The following is an 11,338-nucleotide window of genomic DNA, read 5'->3' as shown; positions in this document are numbered from 1 at the left end:
CGGGCACGCCAGAGCGACACGCCGCACAGGACGAGATTTCCCGCCATGCCAATGAGGAAGAGCCCCCGGCTTCCCAGCGGGCTTTCATAAGCCAGGCCGGCCAGCACCGGCCCGATCATGGACCCGGCGGCCCACAGCATCAGCACGCCCGAGGCAATGGCGGGCAATTCTTCAACCGTCGAGCGGTCCGCCGCATGAGCTACCGCCACGCCGTAATAGCACAGGCTCGCCGAGCCCCAGGCCCCCGCGAGGATCGCGCCATAGACAAGGCCCGGATTGACGAAGACCGCGAGCAGGGCGGCGAAGACGGCGCCCAGAAAGGCTGCGATCGCGATCACGATGCGCCGGTCCAGCCGGTCGGAAACACGCCCCACGGGCCATTGCACGACCATGGACGCCCCGTAGATCACAGCCATGACAAGGGCCGCTCCGCCTGCGGCTGCAGCCGGGTCCAGCGCCTCGCCCCAGATGGGAATGAAGGCCAGAAGCCCGGTGTTGACGACCCCGGCGGTGAACGCGGCCAGAGCTGCGGTCGGGGCAATCGTGAAAAGGCGCCAGGGCGGCGCGCGTGTGCCATCGGGAATGGCAGGCTGCGAACGCTGGGTCATCGTCACCGGCACAAGCGCCAGCGCGAGGAACATGCCTGCAATGATGAAGCTTTCCGTCAACTCGATGCCGGGAAGCGCGATCAGGAAGGGTCCGAAGATGAGGCCCGCCCGGCCTATGATCTGATAGGCGGAGATCACCGCGCCGCGCCGCTGGGAGGGCGTCGCATCGGCAATCCAGCTTTCGGCGACCGCGAAGATGCCCGCCGTGCAGATGCCGAACCCGAAGCGGGCCAGCAGCCACCACAGCATGTGGGAGTCCAGCGCCAGCATCAGGGTCAGCGCCGCCGAAAGCCCTGCAAAGGCGGCATAGGCACGGATATGGCCAATCGCCCGGATGGCAGAAGGCGACAGCCACGCGCCCAGCATGAAGCCGGCGCCATAGGAGGCTGCAACGAGACCGATCAGCGTGCCGCTCCACCCTTGCGCCAGCATGGCGAGCGGCATGGAGACGCCCAGCACGCCGACAGCCGTCTGCAAAAGGAAGGCGCCGCCCAGCACCGTGGCGACATTGCGGTAAATCAGCATGATTGGCGGGCCGGTCGACAGGTGGAACACGGGGGCGAAACGCTTGCCCGCAGAACATCACGGGGCGAAGGCCGGTTCAAGGCCACGGGCGCAGACAGGCATCGCCGGCACCAGCCGGCAGGTTCAGGCGATGCGCGTCAGGCGCGCCGCTGCCCAGTCCACGGAAAGCGGCCCGGCACCGCGCAAGGCGAGATAGAGACCGAGCGCCCCGGCAATGAAGCCGAAACTCCACCCCTGCGGGGCAATCGCCAGCACGAAGACGAGCGCGCCGAGCAATACCGCAAGACCTGTAAGCCGGGTCAGCACACCTGCCGCCATGAGAACAGGCAGAAGCGTGCCCCAGAGGACAAGCTGGAAGGCGGCAGCCTGAGGGTCGGCAAGCCCGCTGAACCAGACCGAAGCCGCTGCCGCGAGGCCTGGTTCGGGCTGGAACCAGTTGCTCAACTGGCTCCAGTCAGTGACGGGAAGCGCATTCGCCCTTGCCCAGCTCCACAGGGCCGCAGCCAGGCCAAGGCGAACGGTCAGACCGACAACGGCATCAATAGGAGTGCTGCCATGGCGCCGGGGCGGCGGACAGGGCGGGCACCAGGAATCCATGGGATGGGCGCCCGGTCCTGCGGCCTCACCCGCATCGGCATAAAAGGTCCGGAAACGCTCCTGCGACGTCACGGCTTAACCCCCCAGTCAGCCCGCAAGCCCTTATAGTGTCATGCTGACAAGCGGGCGCAAGACCGTTCAGCGCGCACCGATTTCTGACAGGCTGATGCGTTGCTCCCGCACCACATTGCCGGTTTCGTCCTTGATCTGGAGGGCAATCTCCCCGCCCTCCCAGTCGAGATCGATAACGCCGTAATTCACCGGCGCATACATATCGCCGATCCGGTGAGGGCCCGGCTCGTTGTTTTCGTCGCGATAGCTCATGTTGAGGGCCGAAGAGGTGATCTCGTAGAGCGGATAGCCGGCCACATCATCGCGCACATAGAGCCCCGATGCGTGACGGTCACCGGACACCAGCACCAAACCGCCAGCTCCGGTCTCGTCTATCAGATTGTAGAGGCGGTCGCGCTCAAGCGGCATGGTCCGCCAGGCTTCCCAGCCATGACCGTCAGCGTGAACCTGGATGGAGGACACGAGCAGGCGAACATCGGCGGGCTGGCGCAGCTGCTCTTCCAGCCATTCCCACTGGGCTGCGCCCAGCATGGTCTGCTCCGGATCATCGCTGGGGATATAGCGCTCCATGCCCACCGCGCCGCGTTCCGGAGTCGGCGTCAGGCCGGACCGGAAAAAGCGGGTATCCAGCAGGATGACCTGCACCCGCTGGCCTTCGGGGCCGAACACATGGGCGTCGTAAATCCCTTCGCGGGTCCGGCGCACATCGTCCTCTGACGCGCCCCAGAAATCGAGAAACAGGGTTTCGGCAAAGCCCTTGAAGGCAAAGTCCGCGCCCATGTCGTTCATGCCGTAGTCGTGATCATCCCACGTCGCCACCATCGGAAAACGGGCGCGCAGGGCCTGGAATTCGGGGCGCGCAGCAAGCTGGTGATAGGCCTCACGCAGCTCTGGCAGGCTCGCATCGTAGGAATAGGCATCGCCATAAACATTGTCGCCGATATACATGAAGAGGTCATGGTCTTCGGCGGCGATGGCGGACAGGATCGGGATTTCGCGCTCGGCCGTATTGCAGGACCCGAATGCAATGGAGTTCAGAACCGCGTCCCTCGCGGGCAAGGGCACCATCGGCGTCGCGATGGGCGCGTCATAGTCCAGCTGCGCATAGTAGGGCGCCAGAGCTTCGAGGGCCGTTTGCGGTGCTTGTACCGCCTCGGCGGCAGCCAGCGTTCGCGGGGCTGGTCCGGTGTCGGCGGCCGGTGTTTCACACGCAATCAGAACGGCGAGAGCAGCAGCGGAGAGACTGGCGACGCGAAGCATGGAAACCTCCCGGGATCAGAAACCGTTTGCGGTTCCCATCAACCGCATCACGGAGGTGTAGGCGCTTCACGCGACAGGTCAATGACGCTCTCTCCGCCGCTAGAGGCCTAGCCGCCGAAGGCAACCGTGTGCATCAGCCGGCCGGGGATGAAGCTGAACAGCCCCGGGATGAGCAGGGCGCCCAGATAGGTACCCAGAACCGTGTTGCGGTGCTTTGCGACAAGCCCTTTGCGGGCCTCCAGGATCAGCACCGCAATGAAGATGAAGGTCAGCGGCACGAAGATGTGGATCCAGCTGAAATGCCCCATCGACTGGATGAAGATCGCTGTGGTTGCCGTGATCACCATCAACAGCACCCAGATATAACCGAGCTGGCGGTGCGGTACGGTCCCCTTGGGCGCGATCAGCTGGACCGCGCCGAGGAAAAGCGCCGCAATGGCTGAACCGGCATGCAGCTGGATATGCCAGGGCGCCTCGAAGAATGCCTCGATATTCATCAGCCCATCGCCCCCGAAAGACGGATGCGGGCGGTGCGATCCTCGCCCGCTCCGAGGGTGAACGCGGCATCGTTGAAGCGGGCCGGACCGAACCGGCCGCGAGCACCTTCGCTATAGCCAAGCGGTTCGGACGGAATGCCCATCATGCCCGTATCCAGATCGTCATTGCCATTGACGTCGTGATAGGCAACCGCCGCGTACTGGCCGGGGGCGAGACCCTCGAACACGACCGTGACGCTCGCGCCATCAACCGGCACGCTGGCGGACGCAACAGCGCCATCACCCAGCCAGGTTTCGCCATCGGCATAAAGGGCGATGGAGACCAGCCCGCGCTGACCGTCAAAACCGGTCAGTTCGAAGCGGACGGTCGCAGCCTCCTCGGCCACCTGCGCCGAAGCGGGAGCAAAACTGCCAAGGCTCGCCGTGACCGGAAGGACAATCGTGCCCGCCAGGGCGATGGAACCGGCAAAGCCGGCAAGCGTGTGTTTGAAACCGTGCAGCATGATCAGGATTTCCCTTTTTGTGCGTGTCGTTGAACCGGCGCAGGGCATCGCCCCGCTGGACACGAGCCATCACACCGCCAGCCGGCCGGTTCCAGCGCGGTTTCGCTGATTGACTGGACCTGTTCGTGAATGGCGCTATGCCTGTCATTCACGCTTCGCGAGTGACAGGACGGGGATTGCTGACGTGACGCAGACAATGCGCAGCGCGGTGCGCGAATGGGCAGGCCGCTTTGGCTGGGTCGCGGGGCTTGGCACCTTCCTCGCGATCCTGGGCCCCTATAATACCGGCGAGCTGGGCTGGCCGCTGGTCTGGGTCTACTGGGTCGGGCTGATGGCGCTCGGCTCTGCGGTCGGCTGGACAGCAGGCCCGCTATCGGAGCGCCTGTTTCCCGAATGGCCGCTCTGGGCTCACCACGTGGTTGCCGCCTTCTGCATCTCCGTACCTGTGACGGCGGTGGTCTTCACGATCAATGCGATGATAGTGGGCCAGCTGGTCTGGGCAGGCCTGCCCATCGTCTGGTTCTTCGTGCTGGTCATTTGTGCCTTCGGGTCGGGTCTGGCCTGGCTTGGCGAACATATCAGCCGGCTGCGTGACGCCGCTGACGCGGCGCCGGGCGCTGCGCCCGTCACCGCCGCATCGGCCCTGACCGACAAATTGCCCCACCGCCTGCGTCAGGCGCGCCTCATCTCCTTGAGCGCTGAAGACCATTACCTGCGGGTCCGCACCGAGGCAGGCGAAGCCCTGATCCTGATGCGCCTGTCGGACGCCGTTGTGGCCTGCGCCGGTCTCGACGGGGCACAGGTGCACCGGTCATGGTGGGTGGCGCGCAGCGCGGTCACAGACGCTCGCAAGGGCGATGGCCGGGGCACGCTGATACTGGACGATGGCAGCGAGGTGCCGGTCAGCCGGAGCTACTACCCCGCCTTGCGTGAGGCGGGCTGGTTCTAGCTGCCGTCTATTTGAACATGCCCTCGCGCAGATTGACGCCATGTTCTGTCCAGGCTTTCAGCGCGCACAGCATCTGCATCCATCCGCCGCAATTGCCGTAGGAGGCTTTCAGGCCGTCCGGCGTCTGGCGCCAGCCTTCTTCGCGGATCGAGACAAGAGTGCGGCCGTCCTCCAGCGCCTCGAACTCCATCGTCACCCGCGTCTTGTAAGGCGCGTCAGGCTCATCGGCGTCCCAATCGAAGACGATGCGCTCGTTCGCGACGACCTCAACCACATTTACCGGGAAGCTGCCCGGAAACTCGTGAAATGACCATTGAACCACGGCGCCGGTTTCCATCCGGCCTTGCGCGCCTCCGGTCGTGAAATAGCGCGACAGGGTATCCGGGTTGACCACTGCGTCGAAAACCTCCGCCACCGGCCGCGCAATGCGCGCCGCAACCCGGAATTTCAGCTCCATATCCATGCTGCACCTGTCCTGTTTTTGAGCTTGCCTTTAAGGCGTCAAATCATGTTATAAAAATATAACATGTCAAGTTCAGACAAAATGGATCGCGTTTTCAAGGCACTGGCCTCACAGATCCGGCGCGAAATGCTGGATTGCCTGAAGGACGACCCGCAGACTACGGGCGCGTTGTGCGAACGCTTTTCAACGCTCGACCGGTGCACCGTCATGCAACACCTCAAGGTGCTGGAACAGGCCGGGCTGGTAATTGTCCAGCGAAAGGGGCGTGAGCGCTGGAACCATCTCGATCCGCTGCCAATCCGCGAGATGCAGGAGCGCTGGATCGGGCCTTACGCGCAGCACGCGGTCAGCGTGCTCGGGCGGCTGAAAGCGGATCTTGAACAGGACAGCTAGCGCTGGCGCCAGAGGATCAGGGCGCACACCGCGATGACGGCCAGAACGGCTGCCAGCTCCAGCAAGGACGCGCCAAAGACCAGCGGCTCTGCCAACGGACCCAGGCGGGCCAGAAGCGAGCCCGCTGCACGCGCCGTCTCCTCGCCGCGAAATCCGGCTGCCACAGCAAGGGCAACCAGGATTAGCGCCACCAGCACCGCCAGGCGCATCATGCCGCCGGGATCACCGCTGGCGCGCTGGCGGGCACGGGCTGCACCGGCCCGGCGGGTTCGTGACAGGAAAGGTCGCCGGCTCATGAGCGCGAAACTAGCAGCACACGGCAGTCATGCAATCGGCGGGTGTATCGCCCGGCGCATCGGCATTGTCTTGTAGACCCGCCTGTTTTCAGGCATAACAGGGCTGCACGGGCGGCCGTTTCGGCCCGGCGGAATACTGGAAGACCTCGCGTGAGAACACGCCTACCCCTTCAGCCTTCCCCGCATTGCAAGTCCGTTCGCCGCGACCGGGACGCCGGACGCGACTGAACTCTTGCGCCGGACGCGGCGCAGCACTACGGGAAAGGTTACCCCGAAAATGACGACCGGTACTGTCAAATTCTTCAATACCACCAAAGGCTTCGGCTTCATCACCCCGGATGATGGCGGCAAGGACGTGTTCGTGCACATCACCGCTGTTCAGGCTGCGGGCCTCACCGGCCTCAGCGACGGCCAGCGCGTGTCCTTCCAGACCGAGCCGGACACCCGTGGCAAGGGCCCGAAGGCTGTCGACCTGCAACTGGCCGACTAGCCGGCAGGCCCGCCCGGCATGACCGGGCCGGCCGTCCGAAACAGGAAAGGCGCGCGAGGCACCCCTTGCGCGCCTTTTTTGTATCCGGAGCACGAGTGTTATAGTATTTCATCTTCACAGCTTCGTGCGCGAACAGCGACACCGCCTTTAATTGTTTGCGCAGAACGCTAGGATGCGGACCAATTTCCCGTAACCAAAACCACAAACCAACCCAAGGGTGAGGACATGATTGACCGTCTGATGTACGGCGCTGCGGCTGCAGCACTGGTACTGGCCGCCTGCGAACAGCAACCTGCAGCCCCGGCTCCGGAAGAGAACGGCGCGGGCGAGATGAGCGAAACCGCGCAAGACGCTGGCGCCGCTTCTGACGCCACGGCGCAACCCGCCGCTGAAGGCGGCGCGCTGGCCGCGCTGTCGGGCAACCCGTTTGGCGAGGAATGGACCGAGAATTTCGGGGCGCCCCCGCTTGACCGCATCAGCGAGGAGCACTTCCTCCCGGCCTTCCAGGCTGCCATGGCCGACCATTCTGCCGAGATTGCCGCCATTGCGAACAACCCGGAAGAGCCGACCTTTGAAAACACCATGCTGGCGATGGAGCTCGCCGGTTCGGGCCTCAGCCGCGTCTCTGCCGTGTTCGGCAATCTGACCAGCTCCGCCTCCAATGACGAGCTGCGCGCCATCCAGCGTGAAGTCAGCCCGTTGCTGGCCGCCCACAGCGCCTCGATCACGCTCAACGCAGACCTGTTTGCGCGCATCGAGACGCTCTACCAGAACCGCGACGATCTGGGACTTTCGCCCCAGCAGGCGCGTCTTGTGGAAGTGAGCTACGACAATTTCGTCCGCGCCGGCGCCCAGCTGAGCGAGGAGGAACGCGCCCGCTACGCCGAAATCCGCACCGAGCTGGCGACGCTCTACACCAATTTCTCGCAGAACGAGCTCGGTGATCGCGAGAGCTGGTACATGGAGCTGCCGGAAAGCGCTCTGGAAAACCTGCCCGCATCGATGGCCAGCGCAGCGCGTGCTGCCGCCAGCGCCCGGGGCATGAACGGCGCTATCATCACGCTGGACCGCTCCAGCGTGGAGCCGTTCCTCGAGACCTCGCCGGACCGCGAACTGCGCGAACAGGCCTGGCGCGGCTTCTACAATCGCGGCAACAATGACAACGAATTCAACAACAACCAGAATATCCGCGACATTCTGGTCCTGCGTCAGGAGCAGGCGCAAATGCTCGGCTTTGACAGCTGGGCACATTACCGCACTGCCGGCACCATGGCCCAGACGCCGGAAGCTGCCATCGACCTGATGGAACAGGTCTGGTGGCCGGCCCGTCAGCGCGCTCTGGAAGAGCTTGCCGACATCCAGGCCATGATCGATGCTTCAGGCGGTGATTATCAGGCCGAGGGCTGGGACTGGCGCTATTACACCCAGCGCGTGCGTGAAGAACGCTATGACATCAATCAGGCCGAAGTTGCCGAGTATCTCGAACTCGACAACATGATCGATGCGATGTTCTACACCGCCGAACGCCTGTTCGGCATCACCTTCCACGAGCGCAACGACATCCCGGTCTATCACCCCGATGTGCGCGTCTGGGAGGTTCACAACGCCGAGGGCGAAGTGATGGCCCTGTTCTACGGCGACTATTTCGCCCGTCAGGGCAAGCGCTCGGGCGCGTGGATGAGCTCCTTCCGCGTCCAGGACGGCGTGAACGGCGACATCCCGCTCATCCTCAATAACTGCAACTACAACAAGCCGGCTGACGGTGAACCGGCGCTGATCTCGTTCACCGACGCGACCACGCTCTTCCACGAGTTCGGCCACGGCCTGCACGGGCTTCTGTCCAACACCGAGTATCCGTCCCTCGCGGGCACGGCGGTCGACCGCGACTTCGTCGAGTTCCCGGCCCAGATCCTCGAGCACTGGCTGCAACAGCCCGAAATCCTCGAGCGTTTCGCCACGCACTACGAGACGGGCGAGCCGATGCCGGTGGAACTGCTCGAGCGCGTGCTTGCGGCCTCTACCTTCAATGCCGGCTTTGAAAACGTCGAATTCCTCAATTCCGGCTTTGTCGACATGGCCTTCCACCTGGAGGAGAATCCGGCCGAGCTTGATGTCGAGGCCTTCGAGGCCGAAGTGCTCGAAAGCCGCCAGAACCTGCGCCAGATCCCGATGCGTCACCGCTCGGCGCACTTCCTGCATAGCTTCTCCGGTGAAGGCTACGCAGCCGGCTATTACAGCTATCTGTGGGCTGGCGTCCTCGACAATGACGGCTTTGCCGCCTTCGAGGAAGCGGGCGACATCTTTGATCCGGAAACCGCACAGCGCTTCTACGACGTGCTTTCGGGTGGCAATACCCGCCCGGCGATGGAGATGTATACCGGCTTCCGTGGCCGCGAACCCTCTGTCGAGCCGCTCCTGCGCAATCGCGGTCTCCTTACCGAGGTTGAAGGCTAGAGGCGGCCTTGCCGAACGCTGACTGATCAGGGCGCGCTCCTTTACGGGGCGCGCCCTTTTCGTTTCCATCCCGCGTCATCGAACTGACAAGACCGCACGCTAAGGACGTTCAGCCCGCCCGATATCTGGAGACACTGGCCATGACCTCGAAGTTTCGTGTTTGCGTCAGCCTGCTGGCACTTTTTGCAACGCCTGCAGCGAGCCTTGCGCAAGGCTGGATCGCAGAGCCGGAGGTGGTCCGTGGCCTGTCGGGCAGCGTCATAAACGGTCTCGTATTCGAGGATCTCAATGGCGACGGCATACGCCAGACCGGCGAGCCCGGCGTTGAAGGGGTTCTCGTCTCCAACGGGCTTGAGGTGACCGCAACCGGCCGTACAGGTGCCTACTCCCTGCCCGTGCGCGAGGACATGGACCTTTTCGTCATCCAGCCTTCAGGCTGGCGCGTCCCGGTTGACGAGCGTTTCGTCCCGCAATTTTCCTACACCCATAAACCGGCGGGTTCCTCGCAGCAATTGCGCTATGGCGGTCTTGCCCCTACCGGTCCGGCGCCGGAATGGGTGAACTTCCCCCTGCAGCGCGCAGAAAACGGGGACGCCTTCACCTGCGCCATCATTGGCGACAGCCAGACCTATTCCAATTTCGAGATCAGCCAGTTCCGTGACAGCGCGATCGCCGATCTCGTCGCCAGCGATCTCTCCGGCAATGACTGCATGCTCTATCTGGGCGACGTTGTCGGTGATGATCTTGAACTTCTGGACCGCCTTTTCGAGGTCGGCGCCAGCGCAGGCGTGCCGCAATGGGCGTTGCCTGGCAACCACGATATTGACCTCGATGCCACCGTTCCGGCCGATTCCACCGATACCTGGCGGCGCCTGTTTGGCCCGGCCTACTACGCCTTCGAGACCGGCGAAGTAACCTTCATCGTTCTCAACAATATTTACTATCCTTGTGGCGGCGAGGACGAAGGCGTGCCAGGGCGCGAGTACTGCACGACAAGCGAGACGGCCCGCTATAACGCCCGCGTCAGCAACATGCAGATGGAATGGCTGGAAAACCTGCTGCGCCGCATTCCGCAGGACCGGCTGATCGTGATTGCCCACCATGCGCCGCTGGTCAGCTTCATTGATTCCGCCAGCCCGGTTCACCAGACCGATAACGCAGCCGCGATTCACGCGCTGCTGGATGGACGGCAGGCGCTTTCGGTCTCCGGCCACAAGCACTCGCTTGAGAACCATTCGCCGGGCCAGCACTTCGAGGGGTGGCAGGAAGCTGTCGGTGTCGGGCCATTGCCTTTCCGCCATATCATTGCCGGCGCTGCTGCAGGCAGCTGGTGGCAAGGCGATTTCAACGTCGATGGCGATGCCCAGTCCCTGCAGCGCATGGGTGCGCCCAAGGGCGTGCTGATGATCGACTTCGAGGGCGCAGGGTACACCGAACACTATGTCGGCTCGCGCCTCGGTGCCCATCGCGGACAATGGGTGGATTTCAACACACCCGCCTTCCGCCAATGGTTCGGCGCCCTCAACGCCTGGCGCGCAGAGCCTCGCGCAACCCGCGACGCCATCCCGCCTGTCTCTATCAACGATCTTGCCGATACCCGTATCCTGACCCGGCAAGACCTTGCGGAAGGCACTTTCCTCACCGTCAATGTCTGGAACGGTGCCGCAGAGACAGTGGTCGAGGCGCGCATCAATGACGGCGAGGTGTTCGCCCTCACCCGCACCCAGGAAGGCGCGGGCGAAGCCGCCCTTTTCGGCGCGATGTACGCCGATCCGTTCGCCGTGCGCCGTCAGGCGAGCATCGGGCGCTATGCGCTGGAAAGCCGGTCGGGATATGAACGCAGCAGAGGCTTCGAGACGGGGCGTGGCACGCCCTATCAGGGGGCGCCCCAGCCGCAAAGTGTTCTGGCGGAGACCAACATGCATCTTTGGACGGCGCGGCTTCCCGCCGACCTGCCCGACGGGGTTCACCGCCTCAACGTGACAAGCACCGACCGGCACGGACGCCAGTACACCGATTTCGTGGTGTTCGAGGTTCGTGGCGAGCGCCCGCCGGCCCTCTTCCGCAGCGATGTATGGGAGGCGAGGACGGACAACTGACCGCCCCTGCCTGACATCTCACGGCTGGAAATAGGCTTTCAGGCTGCGCGCTGCCTGACGGATGCGCTGCTCGTTCTTGACCAGCGCAAGCCGGATATGGGTGTCGCCGCGCTCGCCAAAGCCGAGGCCCGG

Annotated in this window: 12 protein-coding genes; 5 read left to right on the top strand and 7 right to left on the bottom strand. The window is 64.0% G+C overall.

From position 1 onward, the window contains the following. The 5 genes from ACTS2Z_RS12645 to ACTS2Z_RS12625 all read right to left on the bottom strand — a co-directional run. Positions 1-1,163 (bottom strand): MFS transporter (locus ACTS2Z_RS12645; protein ID WP_442573568.1); only part of this gene is annotated, 1,163 nt, incomplete at its 3' end. A 93-nt stretch (positions 1,164-1,256) separates the two neighbouring features. Further along, complete coding sequence (locus ACTS2Z_RS12640; RefSeq protein WP_442573567.1) at positions 1,257-1,802, bottom strand: hypothetical protein; 546 nt, start codon at positions 1,800-1,802, stop codon at positions 1,257-1,259. Positions 1,803-1,868: 66 nt separating this feature from the next. Further along, positions 1,869-3,062, bottom strand: a complete 1,194-nt coding sequence (locus tag ACTS2Z_RS12635; RefSeq protein ID WP_442573566.1) for an alkaline phosphatase D family protein — start codon at positions 3,060-3,062, stop codon at positions 1,869-1,871. A 107-nt stretch (positions 3,063-3,169) separates the two neighbouring features. Next, the gene (locus ACTS2Z_RS12630; protein WP_442573565.1) at positions 3,170-3,559 is read right to left on the bottom strand and encodes a DUF2306 domain-containing protein; all 390 of its coding nucleotides are present in this window, start codon (positions 3,557-3,559) and stop codon (positions 3,170-3,172) included. Further along, complete coding sequence (locus ACTS2Z_RS12625) at positions 3,559-4,062, bottom strand: DUF2141 domain-containing protein (RefSeq protein ID WP_442573564.1); 504 nt, start codon at positions 4,060-4,062, stop codon at positions 3,559-3,561. Before ACTS2Z_RS12625 ends, ACTS2Z_RS12630 begins: the two co-directional genes overlap by 1 nt. A 184-nt stretch (positions 4,063-4,246) precedes the next feature. On the opposite strand from ACTS2Z_RS12625, the gene ACTS2Z_RS12620 reads away from it, so the two are divergent. After that, complete coding sequence (locus ACTS2Z_RS12620; protein ID WP_442573563.1) at positions 4,247-5,011, top strand: LytTR family DNA-binding domain-containing protein; 765 nt, start codon at positions 4,247-4,249, stop codon at positions 5,009-5,011. Positions 5,012-5,018: 7 nt separating this feature from the next. Here the strand turns inward: ACTS2Z_RS12620 and ACTS2Z_RS12615 are convergent, their stop codons facing one another. Continuing rightward, the gene (locus ACTS2Z_RS12615; protein ID WP_442573569.1) at positions 5,019-5,468 is read right to left on the bottom strand and encodes an SRPBCC domain-containing protein; all 450 of its coding nucleotides are present in this window, start codon (positions 5,466-5,468) and stop codon (positions 5,019-5,021) included. A 69-nt stretch (positions 5,469-5,537) separates the two neighbouring features. Here ACTS2Z_RS12615 and ACTS2Z_RS12610 point away from each other — a divergent pair, with 69 nt between their 5' ends. After that, positions 5,538-5,867: an ArsR/SmtB family transcription factor gene (locus tag ACTS2Z_RS12610; RefSeq protein ID WP_442573562.1), complete on the top strand. Its 330-nt coding sequence runs from the start codon at positions 5,538-5,540 to the stop codon at positions 5,865-5,867. Here ACTS2Z_RS12610 and ACTS2Z_RS12605 read toward each other — a convergent pair. After that, positions 5,864-6,163 carry a hypothetical protein gene (locus ACTS2Z_RS12605; protein WP_442573561.1) on the bottom strand — a complete coding sequence of 100 codons (300 nt, stop codon included), beginning with the start codon at positions 6,161-6,163 and terminating at the stop codon, positions 5,864-5,866. The two genes, ACTS2Z_RS12610 and ACTS2Z_RS12605, sit on opposite strands and share 4 nt — an antisense overlap. Positions 6,164-6,440: 277 nt before the next feature. On the opposite strand from ACTS2Z_RS12605, the gene ACTS2Z_RS12600 reads away from it, so the two are divergent. From ACTS2Z_RS12600 to ACTS2Z_RS12590, 3 genes are all read left to right on the top strand, one after another. Further along, positions 6,441-6,653, top strand: a complete 213-nt coding sequence (locus ACTS2Z_RS12600; RefSeq protein ID WP_442573560.1) for a cold-shock protein — start codon at positions 6,441-6,443, stop codon at positions 6,651-6,653. 225 nt (positions 6,654-6,878) lie between these two features. Further along, positions 6,879-9,107, top strand: a complete 2,229-nt coding sequence (locus tag ACTS2Z_RS12595) for a M3 family metallopeptidase (RefSeq protein WP_442573559.1) — start codon at positions 6,879-6,881, stop codon at positions 9,105-9,107. 140 nt (positions 9,108-9,247) lie between these two features. After that, positions 9,248-11,206: a calcineurin-like phosphoesterase C-terminal domain-containing protein gene (locus ACTS2Z_RS12590; protein WP_442573558.1), complete on the top strand. Its 1,959-nt coding sequence runs from the start codon at positions 9,248-9,250 to the stop codon at positions 11,204-11,206. Positions 11,207-11,338: the final 132 nt, after the last annotated feature.

It is taken from the genome of Glycocaulis sp. (assembly GCF_052168375.1).
Taxonomy (GTDB): domain Bacteria; phylum Pseudomonadota; class Alphaproteobacteria; order Caulobacterales; family Maricaulaceae; genus Glycocaulis.
The sequence above is the reverse complement of the archived record's forward strand: the minus strand, read 5'-3'. Positions and strand labels throughout refer to the sequence as shown.

Excerpts from the sequence above, each read along its gene's own strand:
- ACTS2Z_RS12635 (WP_442573566.1), bottom strand. The coding sequence starts at position 3,062 with ATGCTTCGCGTCGCCAGTCTCTCCGCTGCTGCTCTCGCCGTTCTGATT.
- ACTS2Z_RS12630 (WP_442573565.1), bottom strand. The coding sequence starts at position 3,559 with ATGAATATCGAGGCATTCTTCGAGGCGCCCTGGCATATCCAGCTGCAT.
- ACTS2Z_RS12625 (WP_442573564.1), bottom strand. The coding sequence starts at position 4,062 with ATGCTGCACGGTTTCAAACACACGCTTGCCGGCTTTGCCGGTTCCATC.
- ACTS2Z_RS12615 (WP_442573569.1), bottom strand. The coding sequence starts at position 5,468 with ATGGAGCTGAAATTCCGGGTTGCGGCGCGCATTGCGCGGCCGGTGGCG.
- ACTS2Z_RS12610 (WP_442573562.1), top strand. The coding sequence starts at position 5,538 with ATGTCAAGTTCAGACAAAATGGATCGCGTTTTCAAGGCACTGGCCTCA.
- ACTS2Z_RS12605 (WP_442573561.1), bottom strand. The coding sequence starts at position 6,163 with ATGAGCCGGCGACCTTTCCTGTCACGAACCCGCCGGGCCGGTGCAGCC.
- ACTS2Z_RS12600 (WP_442573560.1), top strand. The coding sequence starts at position 6,441 with ATGACGACCGGTACTGTCAAATTCTTCAATACCACCAAAGGCTTCGGC.
- ACTS2Z_RS12595 (WP_442573559.1), top strand. The coding sequence starts at position 6,879 with ATGATTGACCGTCTGATGTACGGCGCTGCGGCTGCAGCACTGGTACTG.
- ACTS2Z_RS12590 (WP_442573558.1), top strand. The coding sequence starts at position 9,248 with ATGACCTCGAAGTTTCGTGTTTGCGTCAGCCTGCTGGCACTTTTTGCA.